17 protein-coding genes are annotated in these 16414 nt (G+C 52.3%); 12 read left to right on the forward strand and 5 right to left on the reverse strand.

The genetic code is table 11. The features are described from left to right. Positions 1-87 precede the first annotated feature (87 nt). From dctP to BLT01_RS15395, 6 genes are all read left to right on the forward strand, one after another. Positions 88-1167, forward strand: a complete 1080-nt coding sequence (gene dctP, locus BLT01_RS03150) for a TRAP transporter substrate-binding protein DctP (protein WP_092094482.1) — start codon at positions 88-90, stop codon at positions 1165-1167. Between the two features lie 12 nt (positions 1168-1179). After that, positions 1180-1680: a TRAP transporter small permease subunit gene (locus BLT01_RS03155; protein ID WP_092094484.1), complete on the forward strand. Its 501-nt coding sequence runs from the start codon at positions 1180-1182 to the stop codon at positions 1678-1680. Continuing rightward, on the forward strand, positions 1674-2993 hold the full coding sequence (locus BLT01_RS03160; RefSeq protein WP_092094486.1) for a TRAP transporter large permease: 1320 nt from the start codon (positions 1674-1676) through the stop codon (positions 2991-2993). The genes BLT01_RS03155 and BLT01_RS03160 overlap by 7 nt, the downstream gene beginning before the upstream one ends. A 20-nt stretch (positions 2994-3013) precedes the next feature. Continuing rightward, entirely contained in the window at positions 3014-3913 is a 900-nt protein-coding gene (gene dapA / locus BLT01_RS03165; RefSeq protein ID WP_092094488.1) for a 4-hydroxy-tetrahydrodipicolinate synthase, read from the forward strand. Between the two features lie 164 nt (positions 3914-4077). Continuing rightward, positions 4078-4224, forward strand: a complete 147-nt coding sequence (locus BLT01_RS15390; protein ID WP_245696860.1) for a helix-turn-helix domain-containing protein — start codon at positions 4078-4080, stop codon at positions 4222-4224. Positions 4225-4303: 79 nt separating this feature from the next. Continuing rightward, a complete protein-coding gene (locus BLT01_RS15395) occupies positions 4304-4567 on the forward strand; it encodes a cupin domain-containing protein (RefSeq protein ID WP_245696856.1) in 264 nt (87 codons plus the stop codon). Positions 4568-4737: 170 nt separating this feature from the next. Here the strand turns inward: BLT01_RS15395 and BLT01_RS03175 are convergent, their stop codons facing one another. Next, positions 4738-5661, reverse strand: coding sequence for a LysR family transcriptional regulator (locus BLT01_RS03175; RefSeq protein ID WP_092094553.1), 924 nt, complete (start codon positions 5659-5661; stop codon positions 4738-4740). A gap of 126 nt (positions 5662-5787) precedes the next feature. On the opposite strand from BLT01_RS03175, the gene BLT01_RS03180 reads away from it, so the two are divergent. From BLT01_RS03180 to BLT01_RS03190, 3 genes are all read left to right on the forward strand, one after another. Further along, positions 5788-6882: an NAD/NADP-dependent octopine/nopaline dehydrogenase family protein gene (locus BLT01_RS03180; protein WP_092094490.1), complete on the forward strand. Its 1095-nt coding sequence runs from the start codon at positions 5788-5790 to the stop codon at positions 6880-6882. Between the two features lie 16 nt (positions 6883-6898). Beyond that, positions 6899-8380, forward strand: a complete 1482-nt coding sequence (gene nhaC, locus BLT01_RS03185) for a Na+/H+ antiporter NhaC (protein ID WP_245696857.1) — start codon at positions 6899-6901, stop codon at positions 8378-8380. Positions 8381-8455: 75 nt separating this feature from the next. Next, entirely contained in the window at positions 8456-9406 is a 951-nt protein-coding gene (locus BLT01_RS03190) for an AEC family transporter (protein WP_245696861.1), read from the forward strand. Between the two features lie 110 nt (positions 9407-9516). On the opposite strand, the gene brnQ is transcribed toward BLT01_RS03190, so the two are convergent. From brnQ to BLT01_RS03205, 3 genes are read right to left on the reverse strand one after another with little or no spacing between them, the layout of a single operon-like run. Then, positions 9517-10878: a branched-chain amino acid transport system II carrier protein gene (gene brnQ / locus BLT01_RS03195; RefSeq protein WP_092094494.1), complete on the reverse strand. Its 1362-nt coding sequence runs from the start codon at positions 10876-10878 to the stop codon at positions 9517-9519. Between the two features lie 43 nt (positions 10879-10921). Next, the gene (locus BLT01_RS03200; RefSeq protein WP_092094496.1) at positions 10922-11902 is read right to left on the reverse strand and encodes a proline dehydrogenase family protein; all 981 of its coding nucleotides are present in this window, start codon (positions 11900-11902) and stop codon (positions 10922-10924) included. Between the two features lie 28 nt (positions 11903-11930). Beyond that, the gene (locus BLT01_RS03205) at positions 11931-12914 is read right to left on the reverse strand and encodes a proline racemase family protein (protein WP_092094498.1); all 984 of its coding nucleotides are present in this window, start codon (positions 12912-12914) and stop codon (positions 11931-11933) included. Between the two features lie 159 nt (positions 12915-13073). Between BLT01_RS03205 and BLT01_RS03210 the strand changes: the two genes are divergently transcribed. After that, positions 13074-14441, forward strand: a complete 1368-nt coding sequence (locus BLT01_RS03210) for a sigma-54 interaction domain-containing protein (protein ID WP_092094500.1) — start codon at positions 13074-13076, stop codon at positions 14439-14441. 126 nt (positions 14442-14567) lie between these two features. Beyond that, positions 14568-14876, forward strand: coding sequence for a hypothetical protein (locus BLT01_RS03215; protein ID WP_092094502.1), 309 nt, complete (start codon positions 14568-14570; stop codon positions 14874-14876). Positions 14877-15013: 137 nt separating this feature from the next. Here the strand turns inward: BLT01_RS03215 and BLT01_RS03220 are convergent, their stop codons facing one another. After that, complete coding sequence (locus BLT01_RS03220) at positions 15014-15787, reverse strand: DUF2935 domain-containing protein (protein WP_092094504.1); 774 nt, start codon at positions 15785-15787, stop codon at positions 15014-15016. A gap of 149 nt (positions 15788-15936) precedes the next feature. Between BLT01_RS03220 and BLT01_RS03225 the strand changes: the two genes are divergently transcribed. After that, complete coding sequence (locus tag BLT01_RS03225; RefSeq protein WP_092094506.1) at positions 15937-16413, forward strand: pyridoxamine 5'-phosphate oxidase family protein; 477 nt, start codon at positions 15937-15939, stop codon at positions 16411-16413. Position 16414 lies beyond the last annotated feature (1 nt).

Raw genomic sequence — 16414 nt, forward strand, 5'->3', positions numbered from 1 at the left:
ATCATTGACTTTACTTTCATTGTGAAATAATACTCAGTCTAATAGGGGTTGAAAATTCCGACTAAAAAATCAAAAGGGGAATGTTTGATGAAAAAGAAGGTAGGGGGACTTCTGTTTTTGGTGGTTATGTTGTTTTTGAGTGCGTGTCAATCCTCGCAGACGATTCCGGAGGGGGAAGCGAGAGTTTACAAGTGGAGGATGGTCACTCACCAGATTCCGGGCACAGCAAGATATGAAGGAACGGTTGTCCCGTTCGTCAAAGCGGTGGATGAGATTACAGGGGGGCGACTGGTCATTGAACCGTTCGGTGCCAATGTCCTTTTTCCGAATGACGAGACGTTCGATATGGTGAAGAACGGCGTTGTAGAACTGGCGGCTATTTACACAGGGTTCTGGACAGGAAAGGACCCGGTGTTCGCACTTGGAGGAGGCACCATTCCCGGAGACCCGATTGCGAGTTTCGATGAACACTTCTATCGTTCCGATCGGCTTCAGCCGATCATTGACCAGGCTTATGAGAAGCACGGCATCAAAAACTTGGGTGCTTTTGACTATGCCCCGGAAGAAATTCTCATCTCCAAGGTGCCTATCCGGTCTCTCGAGGATTTCAAAGGGAAAAACATCCGGGCTGCAGGCGTTGCGAGCTTATACTATGGAAAGCTCGGTGCCTCTGCCATTTCGTTGTCAGCGCCGGAAATCTATACGGGTCTGCAACTCGGCACGGTTGACGCGGCAGAATTCAATGACTATCTCGTCAATGGAGAAATGGGGCTGGATGAAGTCACGAAGTATGTGGTAGATCCGGCACTGCATGTTGGCCCGAGTACGGACAAAGAATTGATTGTCAACCCGAAGGCATGGGATGAATTGCCGGATGACTTGAAGGCTGCGCTGTATGTCGCCCGTGACAAAGTGCGGTACGAATCGGCGATTGCCTACGGGGTGGAAAGTCGGAAGGCCATGAAAGAGTGGGAGGAAAACTCGGATATCGAGTTCATTCAGCTTCCCGAAGAAGATGTCGAGGAAATGCGCCGTCTCGGTTTTGAACTGCTTAATGATTATAAGGAAAAAAGTGATCTGAGCAGGGAGTATGTTGAAGAGTATGCGGAGGTTCTGGCGGAGTTGGGATACACGGAAGAAGCGAAGATCTTGGGCTATGGGGAATAAGGCGGTGATCGGATGAACGGAATAGTAAGAGGCATCGAGACTTTATCAGCGTTTATGGGAAAACTGGCCGGGTTCTTGATGATCCCGTTGACATTGGTCATCGTCTACACCGTCATTCTGCGGAGATTCTTCTCAAATGCCCCTGATTGGGGATTTGAAGTTCCGATTTTCCTGTTCGGGATGATGATTTTGCTTTCAGGAGCAGATACGTTGCGGATCAAGGGGCATATTGCTGTCGATATCATCCAAAAGTATGTATCTGAGCAATGGAGGCGGATTTTGATCACGTTCGGGCTTTTGATTGTCCTGTTTGTAAGCGCATTCTTGGTGTTCAAAGGGTTGGATGCGGCGATTGAATCGACGAAAATCATGGAACGGTCCTCTCATCAGAGTTCATTTAACCCTCAAATCTGGTGGTTTAAATGGTTTATCCCCATCGGGGGCCTGCTGCTCTGGCTTCAGGCGTGGGTGGAGATCTATAAAGTCTGGCGCGGAGGGGATGCAAGATGTTGATCATTTTCGAATACGCGCCGATTGCCATGTTCGTTCTGCTGCTATTGCTTTTGTTCCTTGGTGTTCCGATTTCTTTTGCCTTGGCTTCAACCGGAATCTTGTTTGCACTGATGATGTGGGGAATCGACAGTACGGCACTGCTTACCAGTGCCACATGGGGAATCATGAACAATTTCACGCTCATTGCTATTCCGCTGTTCATCCTCATGTCCGTGCTGCTTGAGAAGACGAATATTATTTCAGAGCTTTTTGACGCTGTGTATAAATGGTCTGGAGGTTTGCGCGGCGGGCTTGCCATCACAGCCATCGTCGTCGGAGCCGTCATTGGTGCCATCTCCGGCGTCGTGGCGGCCGGTGTAATCGGGCTCGGCCTGATCGCGCTTCCTCAGATGATGCGATACAGATACAACGAGACACTGAGCCTCGGGTCGATCATGGCCGGCGGAACACTCGGCCAGCTGATTCCTCCGAGTCTGAACATGGTCGTTTACGGTGCCATCACAGGTGTTTCGGTATCCAGTTTGTTCGCAGGCGGTCTCAGTTCCGGAATTCTGCTGATCCTGCTGTTTATTGCGTATATTCTTTTTCAGGCCTACCGGAAAGACGAGGTGGCACCGGCTCTTGCCAAAGAGGACCGCGCGACAACCGAGGAAAAGTTTGCTTCGCTGAGATCCATCCTCTTGCCGATGCTCCTTATCATCCTCGTGCTCGGTTCCATTTTCACAGGGGCAGCAACTCCGACCGAAGGAGCGGCAGTAGGCGTGCTGGGAACGGTCATCATTGGTGTCATCTCCAGGCGGCTGAACTGGACGAAGATGAAAGAATCCATCTATGAATCCATGAAGATGACGGGGATGGTCGGCTGGATTCTGATTGGTGCAGCAGTGTTCAGCGCGGTCTTCTCCGGAGTAGGGGGCAATCAATTTGTTTCCGAGATGGCAGCCAATGCACCAGGGGGCAAATGGGGGATTCTCTTCTTCGCTCTGGCTTTTATCATCATGCTTGGGATGTTCCTGGAAACAATGGCGCTTATCATGCTCGCCACACCGATCATCACACCGGTCGTCGTCAATGCCGGATTCGATCCGCTCTGGTGGGCAATTATTTTCATGGTCGTTCTGCAAATGGCATTCCTGACGCCACCGTTCGGATTTGCCATCTTCTACCTGAAGAGTGCGGTTGGCGAGAAAGTCAGCATCGGCAAAATCTATCGGGCAACCGTGCCGTTCATCATTATTCAGTTGATTGCGGCCATTCTGCTGATCGCATTCCCGCAGCTGGCAACATGGCTGCCTGAATTACTAAGTAAATAATTTAAATGGAGGTTTTGGATATGAATGAATTCAAGGGAGTCTATCCGGTGCTTGTTACACCCATGAACGAGGATGAAAGCATTAACTGGGAAGGCTTTGCAGAGAACATCGAGTATTACATCGGTGAGGGGGTTGATGGCCTTGCCATCAACGGCAGTACAGGAGAGTTTGTCAGTTTGACGAAGGAAGAGCGGTTTAAGGCAGTTGAAGTTGCAGTCAAGCAAGTGAATGGTCGCCTGCCGCTGATTGTCGGTACAGCGGCTGAAACAACGGCTGATGCGATTGAATACACCCGCCAGGCTGAAGAAGCGGGTGCGGACGGTGCATTGCTGATCAACTCTTACTATGCCCATCCGAAAGAAGAAGAAATCTACGAACATTTCAGGGCAGTTGCTGAAGCAGTCTCCTTCCCGGTCATGATTTACAACAATCCGTTTACGAGTGGGGTGGACATCTCTGTTGAAACCATTCTTCAGGTCGGAAGAGAGGTGAGCAACATTACTCATATTAAAGAATCAAGCGGGGAAATCCGGAAAGTCCGGGATATTTCACGGGAGGGCAAAGGGTTCATCAAGACGTTCTGCGGAGCGGACGATATGGTGCTGGAATCCTTCTTAGTTGGAGCGGTCGGCTGGATTTCCGTGGCCGGCAACATCGCTCCCCGAACAGCCAAAGAGTTATTCGACGCCTTTGAAGCGGGGAATCTGGACAGGGCATGGGAAGTCTATGACCGATTGTTGCCGCTCTGTAACTTCCTTGAGGGTTCGGGCAAATATGTACAAGTCGCAAAGCGCGCCATGGAACTTAAGGGACTTGCCGGAGGACCGCCACGTAAACCGCGGCAAGGTCTCACCAGCGAGGAAGAAGAAACACTGATGAAGCGCATGCAGGAGCTTGGTGAACTAACGGTTACTCAATAAGAAGTGGAATCCCGGAGTGTACATGCACTCCGGGATTTGCATGAGGACAAAATTCAGAAACGTGATGATAGAATAGTTTTAAAAGAAGTACTATGAATCGGGAGTGAGGAGTCATGGATAACCAGATCGGGGAAGAATTCAAGCGGCTTCGCAAAGAAAGAAAAATGACTTTGCGGGAACTAAGTGACCGAAGCGGATTATCGGTGAGCTTCCTGTCGCAAGTCGAACGCGGAATCAGCACCATCACGTTTACCTCCCTCCGCCCGCAAAATCGCCGAAGCCCTCGGTGTAAGTGTCAATTTCTTCTTTGAACCCGAGAAAGACTCTCCCATTAAAAAGAGAACACTGAAGAAAAGCGCTGACCAACCGAACTTTACGTACACGAGTCTGATGGGAGATCTTGACCAACCCCAATTCACCCCCGCCAGAATTGAACTAAAGGCAGGCGAATCCCATACCGCCCCCTATTCCCACCAAGGTGAGGAGTTTGTCTATGTGCTGGAGGGGGAGCTGAAAGTGATGCTTGAAGGGCACGAAGAAACCCTGTATCCGCATGAATCCCTTCACATCGACTCGACGAAAGAGCACACGTGGTATAACGAGACGGACAAGCCGGTAGTGTTGCTGGTGGTGAGTACGAATGGGGATCATTGAGGTTGAGTTGAACTGCTAAAGAAGTAAGCCGCGGAGCTGGAGTCTCCGCAGCTTGCTTTTTTAATTGTTGAGGAGGACTTTATACCTACGAACTAGTGGTACCTCTGTTTTAGACAACCCAGCTGAATGATGATAATCATTTGAAAACTAGTCACCCCGTACCCAATCAGTCACCGGTAAATGACCGGTGGTGTGCTTTCCTTCAGTTCGGCAATCACTTCTTCGGTGACTTCCAGGAACCGCTTGCCCGCTTCCTGTTTGGCGCCGTTTTTTAGGGTCACCAAGTTTAGCTTTGAACTGACGGTCGGGCTGTCGATCCGCGCCAGCGGGGGGAGGTCGAGGCCATGGATGTGGAGCAGGAGGGCGGGGACGAAAGCGACGCCCAGGCCTTTTTTGACCATTTCAAGCATTGGAAGGGTTTCGGCCCCCCAATAGAGGATGGATGGTTCGAACCCCTGCTCGCTGCATTCCTCTAAGATATAGTCTGCGATTCCGAGTCCGATTGACGTATAAGGCATGAGGAAATCGTCGTGCCGCAAGTCGTCCAGGGTGACCTTGTCCCTGTCGCTGAGCGGGTGGCCGGGCGGAAGGGCTGCATAGACCGGACCGGTCAGAAGGGCGGTCAGGTTCAGGTCAGCTTTGTCGAATGTATTGCCGATCAGCCCGATGTCCATCCGGTGCTGCCTGAGCTGGTCTAGGATATAGGCGGTGTTCCCTTCCATCACCCGTACCGTAATTTGATAATCCTGCTCCTGCAGCCGTTTTACGACTTCCGGGATGATGGTCAGGTTAGCTATAGTCGAGCAGCCGACGGTCACTTCTCCTCGTATGCCCAATCCCCGCTCCCTCATCTCTGTCCGAAGGGAATCCGCCGAAAAGAGAAGCTCTTTGCTGCGCTTGTAGAAGTATTGGCCGGTCTCGTTCAAAAACAGGCGGTTTCCTTGTCTTGTGAACAGTGGGGTCCCAAGTTCTTCTTCCAGCTTTCGGATCGCGATGCTGAGGGGCGGTTGGGTCATATTCAGCGATGCTGCTGCTCTGGAAACCGAACCTTCCTCGACAACGCGGATAAAATAACGAACTTTTTCCAAGTCCATCATCCAGCCCCCCCTTCCATATACAAAATGTATAGCCACTAGTTTAATTATATATTTTACATGTTATCCAAGCTCCTATAATATTAAGAAAAATTGTTCAAGTCAAATTAATAAGGGGCGTTCAGGATGAATGTGAAAACGGTTGCGATTTTGGGAGCGGGCAACGGGGGCATTACCGCAGCGGGGGATTTGGCAGGCAGGGGCTTTGATGTCAGGTTGTATGAAACGCCTTCATTCGCCGCTAATCTGGAAGGGATTTTAGAAAAAGGCGGCGTCCTTCTAAAGACACCTGAGGGAGAGTCGTTCCATCCGATTCCTGTCGTGACGACCAATCTGGAAGAGGCGGTAACCGGAGCGGAGGTCGTCATGCTGACGGTTCCGGGGTTTGCGATTGAGTCGTTCGCCGAACTGCTGGCCCCGTTATTGACCGGGGAGCAGGTTGTGTTTCTGAATGGGGCGGCAGCGATGGGCTGTGTCCGATTCGTCAAACGCGCACGGGAAATGGGGATTGATACCCCTTTGAAGATCGCCGAGACGAACTCTCTTACATACGGAACCCGGGCATTTCCTGAGGAAGCAATCGCAGAGATGTCACTCCGGGTTAAAAAGCTCTTCTTTTCTGCTTATCCGGCAGAGGACACAGGCGCGTTGCTCGATATCTGTGCCCAACTGTATGACTGCTTGGTCCCTGCGGACAATATCTGGCAGACCACGTTGGAGAACGGGAACCCGGAAGTCCACCCCGGTCCAAGCCTATTGAATGCCGGACGGATCGACTTTTCGGGGGGAGAGTTCTGGCTTTACCGTGAAGGCATCACAGAGCATACGGTAAACGTGCTCCGCGCCATCGAACAGGAGCGGCTGGCCCTCGGAAAAGCGTTCGGGCTCCGGGTTGAAGGCGCAGTGGAAGCCAGGTACAACCGGGGCTACTTTGATAATGACCAGGAAGACTTGCAGACACTCTTTAACAAAAGTGAAGTGTTCACACAGATCAAAGGTCCTGTCAGTGTCCAAGGCCGGTACTTTACTGAGGACATTTCGAGCGGCCTGGTGCTGTGGTCGGATCTCGGTAAGGCGGCAGGCGTCCCGACTCCGAATATCGATGCTGTCATCACATTAGGCGGAACGTTGCTGAAACGCAATTTCTACGAAGAAGGGCTCACGCTTAAAAAGCTCGGGTTTGACGGACTCACAGTCAACGAGATGATTTCGGCGGTTTAAGAGAGGGGAGTGGGGAATGATGCGTACAAAACGCAGACCGACCATTTGGGAAGCGGTTTCCTGTTTGCTCGTGATGGGGGTTGTCATTGGCGTAGGGTTTGGTGTCTTTGGCATCGGCATCCAGATTTTGCTTTTGGTTTCTGCGGCCTATGCGGCGTTTATCGGCTGGAGGGTGGGGCTCAGCTGGGATGAGATGGAGCGGGGAATTGCTGTCCGGCTCGGCAATGTGATGCCTGCGGTCTTCATACTCTTTGCAGTCGGGATTGTCATCGGCAGCTGGATTTTCGCGGGAACCGTGCCGATGCTGATCTACTTTGGCCTGAAGGTCATCAATCCAGCGTATTTCCTGGTGACCGCGTTCATCATTGTAGCGGTCGTCTCAACGGCTACCGGGACAGCATGGGGGTCGACAGCCACGGCAGGCGTTGCGCTGATGGGGGTTGCAGCCCAGCTTGATATCCCGCTCGGCATGGCGGCCGGGGCCGTGATTGCCGGCGGAGTATTCGGTGATAAAATGTCCCCTTTGTCGGACACGACCAATCTGGCGCCGCTTGTGTGTCGTGTGAACTTGTTTGACCATATCCGTCATATGTTCTACACGACGATTCCGGCGTCACTCGTGGGGATCATCGTCTATCTGGTGGTGGGAATGAAGTTGTACGGCGGACAAGAGGCCGATGCATCAGCAGTGCAGGCTATTTTGGTCCAGCTGGACAGTATCTTTGATTGGAATCTCTTCATGTGTCTGCCGTTCATCATCATCATCTGGGGAGCACTGAAACGGAAACCGACCGTACCGATCATGCTGCTTTCGGCAGTTGTGGCGGTCATCGTCGGAGTGTTTTCGAACGGATTCAGCCTTGTGGACGGCATGCAGTCCATGGTGAATGGGTTTACATTGTCGATGGTCCAGGCGTCAGGCTTCGATCCGGCAACCATTTCTGATACGGTGACCAACCTACTCGTCCGCGGCGGCATTTTCTCCATGACCACGATTGCCGTCACCATCATATGCGGCTATACGTTCGCCGGTATTATGGAGGTGTCCGGTTGCCTCGATGTGATTCTTGAGGCGTTCTTGGGCAAGGTCGAAAAAACGTGGCAACTGATCGGCGCAACCATTGCGGGCAGCCTTGCACTCGTATTCACTGCCGGTGTCGCATCCATATCGATCATCATGATCGGCACCCTGTTCAAGGATGCGTATACAAAGATGGGGCTCAGCAGGTTGAACCTATCCAGGACATTGGAAGACTCGGGCACGATGATTTTGCCATTTGTGCCTTGGGGCGTCTCCGGAATCTTCTATCTTGAAGTGCTCGGTGTCGGGCCGGGCGACTACTGGATGTGGGCGATCTCCTGCTACTTGTGCATTGTCTTTGCCATGCTGCTGGCATTCACCGGAATCGGCATCAAAAAAGCGGGTGCAGAAGAGCAGACGGGGCTGGAAGAGAACCCAGGGGGATCCGTGAACCTCGCCGTTCAAAAGTCGGTCTGACCTTTGCCTGCATGATAAATCCGGCACCGCGCATCATTCGCGGTGCTTGATGATGAGGAGGAATGCAAGGTGACCATGAGCCTCGTCTTCCACTCAATTGGCGTCATCACCTTAATGATCGGAATCGGAGTGATTCTGAGCAGGACGTTTAACTTTAATGAAGACACGAGGAATGCTTTCATCAGCTTGATCACGAATGTCGGCATGCCCTGTATCATCCTGTCGAGCATTTTTCAGGTGGACATTGAAGGGGAACTGTTCGGGAAAATCATTTTCGTATTTCTGGTATCGATCGCGATCAACCTGGCGGGCATCGGGCTGGGTTATCTGTTCGCCATCCTTTTTCATAAAAAGTTGGACCGGGCAAGGGAATTGGCCATTTTGTCGGGTCTCGGCAATACCGGTTTTATCGGCATACCGTTGTGTGCAGTGCTGCTTGGGCCTGAAGGGGCGCTGTACGCAGCCATGTTTGATGCGGGTGTCGATTTCACCATCTGGACGGTCGGTGCCTTATTGCTGCAGAAGGAAAAGCAGGTTGGCCTCGGCATGCTCCGGACGATGCTGAACGTTCCGATCTTGAGCATCGTCATCGGGCTGACCCTCGCTTTCTTTAATCTCCGGCCGCCTTTTCTGCTCACAGATCTGTTCGACCGGCTCGCGGCCATTGCCGCGCCGCTCGCCATGTTTTACATCGGCATCATGATCATGAGTCTGTTTCAACAGCGGTCTGCCGGCCGGCTTGCCGGATCCCGGAATACGCTCTGGTTGCCGGTGACCGTCAAGCTTGTGTTGTTGCCTGTGTTTGCCGTCTTGATCGGTATCGGATTATCCGTGGACCGCTTGGTTTTACAGACACTGCTCATACAGTCTGCCATGCCCACGTTGACCCTTTCGTCGATTTTGTTTGCCAAGTATTCAGCGGACGAAGAGATGGGGGCGTTTGTAACCATTTGCTCGACGGCCGCTGCGCTACTGACCATTCCGGGCATGATTTACCTGATGAATCTCTGGCTGGCTGGGGGATGATCGCCCCCTTGCTGTTTTATTCTCAAACATGCAGACCGGCATTCAAGCCCATGAATTCAATCACCCCTGTGCAGCCGGAAGGCCGCACAGGGGTGATTTCTATTCTGAGTTCAATTCACTGGGATCTTTTCTGAAGCCGACGTAATCATCGCCTCCTGCTCGTTACGGCTTTTGGAGATCGCGATGCCGATGACGAAGCCGATGGCTCCGGTCACGATCCAGCCTGCGCCGTTCTGGAAGAGGGGGATGAAGCCGAAGACGTTGTTGATGGCTTCGGGTGCGACGTTGGCGTCTTTGAGGGCGTCCAGGATGGCGATGAATCCGACGCCGACCATCGTGCTGACGTAGACGGAGCGGCGGCCTTTGAACCAGTTGTTCATGAAGATCAGGGCGATCAGGGCGATGGCCAGCGGGTAGAGCAGCAGCAAAATCGGAGAAGCGAGTTCCAGGATTTTTGTTAATCCGAAGTTGGTGATGGTCAGGCCGACTGCGGCGAAGATGAGCAGCCACTTTTTATAAGACACCGAAGGCACGATTCGTTCAAAGTACTCGGCCACCGCTGACAGGCAGGCCACGTTCGTCGTGATGCCTGTGAGAAAGATGACGGTGCCGATGATGAAGATGCCGACTTGTCCGAAGAGGGCGACCGCGCTTTGCGCCAGCACTTCGCCGCCGTTTTCCTTGGCTCCGATCTGATCCAGGCTGGTCGCCCCGATCCATGCCATGGACACTTGCAGGATGACCAGGCCGATGACGGTGATGAGTCCCGCCTTGATGAACACCCTGGTCACTTCCTTGTTGGATCGTATGCCAAGCGCGGCGATTGACTTGATGAAGATCCCGCCGAAGACAAAGGCGGCCAGGACGTCCATTGTATAGTAGCCCTGTGTAAACCCTTTCAGAAATGCGCCGCTTGCGGTCGCATAATCCCCGGTCGGTGTTCCGAATCCGCCCATCGGGGTGATGATGGATTTGACGATCAAGAGTAGTAGCAAAATACCGAAAATTGGTGTGATGATTTTCCCGAGACGGTCGACAAACTTGGTGGTGTTCCAAGAAAGAATGACGGTCAGCACAATGAACACGAGCGAGAATCCGAACAGGATCAGCCCGGCGTTCACTGTATCCGGAAGCAGCGGGAAAATGGAGATTTCATATACGACGGAAGTGGTCCGCGGAATGACATAAATCGGTCCCAATGTCAGGAACAGAAGGACGGAGAAAATCACTGCAAAGACGGGGTGGACCCGCTCTGCCAATTTCTCCACCGTCCCGCCGCCACGTGTCAGCCCTATGATGGCCAGCAGCACCAGCCCTACACCTGTCAGTAAGAAACCGCCCATGGCGATCCAGGTGTTCGTGCCTGCCTGCTGGCCAACCATAGGGGCAAAGATGACATTGCCGGCGCCGAGAAACATGGCAAACAGCATGAAACCGATGGCGATGATTTGGCCTGTTTTCACTTGTTGCATCTTTATTCCCCCCATAGTTGTCAGTTTACATGATTAAAACCGATCAGCGTTTTGCTTTTTTTGTCATTCTGCCGAGCAGGAAAGCGCCGGCGCCGAGTCCGATCATCGTGTTCGTTTTCTTATTGAATGTCTGTTTCACAATGAGGTTCAGGTTCTGCGGGCGTTCCGCAAGGCGGCGCATAAAGTAGCCGTACCAATCGATGCCGAACGGGACGTAGGTGCAGAAGTTGTAGCCTTCTCTTGTAAGCTGCAGTTGCATGTCTTTCCGGAATCCGTAGAGCATCTGGAATTCGAACTTGTCATTCGAGATGCCGTGTTCTTTCACGAATTTTTTTACGTGATTGATGACGTGATGGTCATGGGTGGCGATTGACGTGAACGCGCCGTTCAGCAAGTGGTATTCAATCAGCTTGATATAGTTCGCGTCGATGTCCTCTTTTGTCTGGTACGCCAAGTTTTCGGGTTCTTTGTATGCGCCTTTTACAATGCGGAGACGATAGTTCTTGTATTTCTGGATGTCCTCCTCCGCGCGGAAAAAGTACGCCTGGATGACGGTCCCGATGTTGTCGTAATCCTTATGTAGTTCCTCCAGAATATCGAATGACGGCTGCAGGTGGGCGTGGTCTTCCATATCGAAGTTGACGAAGATGCTGTGCTGATGGGCAACGGAGACGATTTCACGCAAATTCTCCAGGCAGAAGTCATAGTCGACGTCGAGCCCGAGCTGTGTCGGCTTCAGCGAAATGTGCGCATCCAGCTCATGTTCATGAATGGCTTCGATCACGGCGAGAATTTGTGTTTTTGCCTGCAGGGCTTCGTTTTTATCGAAGACGAACTCACCCAGGTTATCGATGGTGGCGGAAATTCCGCTTGCATTCAGTTTGCGGATGCTTTGCACCATTTCCTCTACGGTTGTGCCGGCGACGACCGATTGCGCGCCGAGCTTGAGTCCCCATCGTTTGGCGGCGCCGTTCAGCATTCTGTTCTGGGATAGCATCATAAAGAAATCTTTTGTTACGTTCATTTTAATGACCTCCGATTCGTTTGTCCGATTATTTTAATAAAAATCCTTCGCTGAATGGATCGGTTTCATCCAATGAGAACTGGTGCATGCCTGTCATCCAGGCGGAGCCGGTGATTTTCGGAATGATGGCCTCAAAGTCGCCGACGTTGGTTTTTCCGACGATCTCTCCTTTGAATTGGGAGCCGATGATGCTTTCCTGGATAATCTCCTCATTCTCCTCCAGGTCCAGCGTGGCCAGTTTGGCGCAGGTGCCCGTTCCGCAAGGGGAGCGGTCCACTTGTCCGTCTCCGAAGATGACCGTGTTCCGGTAATGGTTGCTGCTTTGCTTCAGACTGAATTCCACCAGATCCACTGTGTTGATCTCCGGGATTTCCGGGTGCATGATCTTCAACTTCTCATTGGCAGCCTGGCGGATGGCCATTCCAAGCTCTGTCAGCTTGTCCTGTTCATCAATGGTCAATTGCAGACCGAACCGGCTTGCGTCGACGATGGAGAAGAAACTTCCGCCGAACGCGATGTCCATCGGAATGTCTCCGAACGGCTCCGTCGAGACGCTTACGTTTCTCAGATAGACAAACGACGGTACGTTGATGAAAGAGACTTCTTTCACCTTGCCGTTTTCATAGCGTACCTCGCACGTCACGGTTCCGGACGGCGTATCGAGCAGGAGCCTGTCCTTTTTTTCGATCAGCCCCTGGTCGATGGCAATTGTGACAGTGGCAATCGTACCGTGCCCGCACATGTTCAAGTAACCGCCGCTGTCCATGAAGATGACCCCGAGATCGCACGACTCTTCGCACGGCTCCGTTAAAATCGCACCGAACATATTCAGATGGCCTCTCGGCTCATGCATCAGCAATTTCCGGACCGAGTCCAGATGGTCCTGCATATATTGTTTTTTCTGCATCATCGTGCGGCCCGGGATTTCGGGAAGGCCATCCACCACGATGCGGGCAGCTTCTCCCATTGTGTGAGCGTCAATTGTTCGGATAAAATCCTGAGCGACTACCATGGTAAATCCTCCTTCATGAAAATCTTCCTTCAGAAATCCTTATGCAAGAAGCATGCCAACTTTAAAAACGCGCTAAGGACGCCTTTCTGGAAATGCTGTATGTACAGTGAATTTACAATAGTGTAAACTGTAAACGCTATCAGATAAGGAGTGAACACCATGGCCGAGCAAGTGCTCTCACGTGAACGGTTTTATTTGGAGGCGGTTTTGGAGACGAGCAATGACGCCGTTTCCATCATTAACGCGGATGGTGTAGTCGAGTTCTGGAATGAACACGCGGAAACGCTGTACGGCATTCCGTCCGGGCAGATCGTCGGCAAAAAGATGAATGCATTTTTTAAAAAGGAAGATTTGAAGATCCTTGAGCTATTAAAGACGCACGAGTACGTGCTCAACATTTATCATCAGCCCCGTCCCGACAAACACATCATGATCAGCGCTTCCCCCATCTTTGACGAAGAAGGCAACCTGCTGGGTGCGCTGTCGATCGACCAGGATATCTCGAATATCGTGGAACTCAATGAGAAGTTGACGCTTACGACTTCGGAGCTTCAAAAAATCAAACACCAATACAACGAACAAAACCTGCACGACCCGCTATCCGTCATCAAAGGCAGCAGCGCCGCACTGCAAGCGGTGAAAGCCCTCGCCCTGAAAGTGGCGAAGACGGATGCGACGGTCCTGATCCAGGGGGAGAGCGGCGTCGGAAAGGAATTGTTCGCCCAGGGCATCCATGAAGCGAGCAACCGCAAGGACAAGCCGTTCATCGCCGTGAACTGCGGTGCCATCCCAGAGGCCCTGTTCGAAAGTGAGTTTTTCGGCTATGAAAAAGGGTCCTTCACGGGAGCCGACAAAAACGGCAAAGCCGGTAAAGTGGAAATGGCCTCGACCGGCACCCTGTTCCTCGACGAAATCGGAACACTCCCGTTGGACATGCAAGTGAAGCTGCTGAGGATCCTTCAGGAACGGGAAGTCTACCGCATCGGCGGACATTCCCCGATCGACGTGGACATCCGGATTATCGCCGCCACGAACAGCGACCTGGAAAAACTGGTGCAGCTCGGCCAATTCCGCGAAGACCTCTACTACCGTTTGAATGTCGTGACGCTCAACATCCCTCCATTAAGGGAGCGGGCGGAGGACATTCCCGCGCTCATGGACACCTTTATCCGTGAATTCAGTTACCAATACGACAAGGAGCCCCACGAATTCACGGAGGGCGCAATGGCCGCCTGCGCCCATTACGGCTGGCCCGGCAACATCCGGGAACTGCGCAACTTGGCGGAACGGGTCGTTATCTTCAACGACTCGCCCACAGTCGGGCTATCCGACCTGCAACTCCTCATGCCGCACCTGACGGAACAAACCAGACAGCCGAAACTCTCGCTTGAAAAAGACCAGCTGGAGAAAACCCGCATCACCGAAGCCCTGCAAGAAACCTACGGCAACAAAACCGCCGCCGCCAAAAAGCTCGGCATCTCCAGAGTGAGTTTGTATAAAAAGATCAAGCAGTACGGGATTGAATAAGAGTTGGAGGGGGGAGCGGTTACCTCTGCGTGATGAGTGATTACCAAACAGGCAGGTATGCCCCGATAACCGAATGCCCATCACATGAATAAGATGAGGGGAGGTTTATGGAAGGGGGGAATGAAGATGGTTAATTACGGTCAATGGCCGGGCGGTGATTCTGAGGTGAATTGGCATGTGGGACCGGATTTTACGGTTCCGTATGCTGGCGAATCATTTGAACAGGGCTACGAATCGATCGATGATGAACATCCGGCTCTTATTGGCCAGGAGCCATACAGGAATCAGATGGGACCGTACGCCGTTCCGTCATTTCCATGGCAGCAGGGGGCAGGCGGCGGACACTGGCAACCCTATGGGCAATATCCTCAAATGATGCCGCCCTATTGTATGCGCTGCGGCTCCCCGTGGATGGGGCCGGGCTACGGATACTGATTGAACAGCGAAAACGAAACCCGCCCGGATGCCAGGTGGGTTTCGTTTTTGTGACTTTGATGGGTGTTAAATGCGATGCACCGGTCTGCAATCCCTCGGAGATGTGCGGAATCGGAAGGGGCTGCTCAGACGCCGCTTCACGTGATTCTCTCATCCTCGAGATTCCTCCACAGGTGATGCGCTTCCCGGGCGATGTGCTCCAGCAGATCAGGCGGGGACGTGGTCACGGCCGCACACTGTTTGACCAGATCGTCCAACTCCAACTTAAACTCCTCTAAGCTTTTGGCTTCCTTAATGATCATATTCTTGAATTGCGTCAGGACCGGCAAGGTTTCATTTCTCGGGGTCCGGATCATGGTCTGCAGGGCATTCGCCTGCAACAGCAGACGCTCAAACTTCTGCATCATCTCCGTCACCCTGAAATTCAGCTCGTAATTTGATAGATCCAGGTAATGGCGGATATAGCCCAGGTGATCGGCCATTTGCCTCAGCCAAAAGACGCATTCATGGATGATGGCATCCGACGGGGAAATCTGGGTGCCGCTCTCGATCAGTTTATACACCCTCTGGGACTCCTCGGATTCCCTGACCATATGATCCAAGAGGGAAACAGGCGTGGAGATAATGACCTCACAGTGCAAGGATTTATCCATCGTGTAGGCAAGCAGACTATGGAATTCCTTCGTCGCATGGCGGGCCTCGTCAATCAGCTTGCCGACATCGCCCTGTTTCTTGACCGCCTTTTCATACACCTTCCCCAGACGCTCGATATTGTTCAGATTCGCACGGGCCAGCTCTGTCTCGTAATGGCTGATTTCCCTATCGAAAAACCTGCCGTGGTCATAATCATTCTGTATCCAAAACGCGATAATCCCGTACGCATCCCGTTCATAACGGTCCGTATACCCCAAATTCCCGACTCCTTCCTTCCCGGTTATGGCATAGCCTGATGAATTGTATTCGTTTGGCGGGGGGCTTATGTACGGCCGGTTCTCATAGCCCGGAATAAAGGATTAATAGAAAGGGTAATCTACCTCTATAACACAAATGAGGTGATCCGATGAAACAAGAAGAAATGGAAACGCTCCGGGAGCTGATCAAAGACGTCGACACTGCGATGCTGACGACCGTATCCGACGAAGGGCTCGTCTCCCGCCCGATGAAAACACAGGAAGTCGAATTCGACGGCGACCTCTGGTTCTTTACGAAGAAGGAAACCGACAAATACAAAGAAATCCTCCACAACAAAGACGTCAACGTCGCCTACGCCGGCAAATCCTATGTCTCCGTCCGGGGACGGGCCGAAATCGTCGAGGACATGGCCAAGAAAAAGGAGCTCTGGAGCAAAGCCTACGAGAAGATCATGCAGACCACCTACGACGACCCCGACGTCATCCTGATCAAGGTAAAAGCCGAAGCCGCCGAATACTGGGAAAGCGGCAGCCTGATCAAGAACATCGCGTTCATGTACAAGCGGATGACGGGGAAGGATGCGGAGTCAGCGGAGATTAATGAGACGTTGGAATTGGATAAGTGAA

The sequence above is a fragment of the Bhargavaea beijingensis genome (genome assembly GCF_900101985.1).
GTDB classification, from domain to species: domain Bacteria; phylum Bacillota; class Bacilli; order Bacillales_A; family Planococcaceae; genus Bhargavaea; species Bhargavaea beijingensis.

Excerpts from the sequence above, each read along its gene's own strand:
- BLT01_RS15390 (WP_245696860.1), top strand. The coding sequence starts at position 4,078 with ATGACTTTGCGGGAACTAAGTGACCGAAGCGGATTATCGGTGAGCTTC.
- BLT01_RS03175 (WP_092094553.1), bottom strand. The coding sequence starts at position 5,661 with ATGGACTTGGAAAAAGTTCGTTATTTTATCCGCGTTGTCGAGGAAGGT.
- BLT01_RS03180 (WP_092094490.1), top strand. The coding sequence starts at position 5,788 with ATGAATGTGAAAACGGTTGCGATTTTGGGAGCGGGCAACGGGGGCATT.
- BLT01_RS15395 (WP_245696856.1), top strand. The coding sequence starts at position 4,304 with ATGGGAGATCTTGACCAACCCCAATTCACCCCCGCCAGAATTGAACTA.
- BLT01_RS03155 (WP_092094484.1), top strand. The coding sequence starts at position 1,180 with ATGAACGGAATAGTAAGAGGCATCGAGACTTTATCAGCGTTTATGGGA.
- dapA (WP_092094488.1), top strand. The coding sequence starts at position 3,014 with ATGAATGAATTCAAGGGAGTCTATCCGGTGCTTGTTACACCCATGAAC.
- BLT01_RS03200 (WP_092094496.1), bottom strand. The coding sequence starts at position 11,902 with ATGAACGTAACAAAAGATTTCTTTATGATGCTATCCCAGAACAGAATG.
- dctP (WP_092094482.1), top strand. The coding sequence starts at position 88 with ATGAAAAAGAAGGTAGGGGGACTTCTGTTTTTGGTGGTTATGTTGTTT.
- BLT01_RS03205 (WP_092094498.1), bottom strand. The coding sequence starts at position 12,914 with ATGGTAGTCGCTCAGGATTTTATCCGAACAATTGACGCTCACACAATG.
- BLT01_RS03215 (WP_092094502.1), top strand. The coding sequence starts at position 14,568 with ATGGTTAATTACGGTCAATGGCCGGGCGGTGATTCTGAGGTGAATTGG.
- BLT01_RS03225 (WP_092094506.1), top strand. The coding sequence starts at position 15,937 with ATGAAACAAGAAGAAATGGAAACGCTCCGGGAGCTGATCAAAGACGTC.
- brnQ (WP_092094494.1), bottom strand. The coding sequence starts at position 10,878 with ATGCAACAAGTGAAAACAGGCCAAATCATCGCCATCGGTTTCATGCTG.
- BLT01_RS03210 (WP_092094500.1), top strand. The coding sequence starts at position 13,074 with ATGGCCGAGCAAGTGCTCTCACGTGAACGGTTTTATTTGGAGGCGGTT.
- BLT01_RS03160 (WP_092094486.1), top strand. The coding sequence starts at position 1,674 with ATGTTGATCATTTTCGAATACGCGCCGATTGCCATGTTCGTTCTGCTG.
- nhaC (WP_245696857.1), top strand. The coding sequence starts at position 6,899 with ATGATGCGTACAAAACGCAGACCGACCATTTGGGAAGCGGTTTCCTGT.
- BLT01_RS03190 (WP_245696861.1), top strand. The coding sequence starts at position 8,456 with ATGAGCCTCGTCTTCCACTCAATTGGCGTCATCACCTTAATGATCGGA.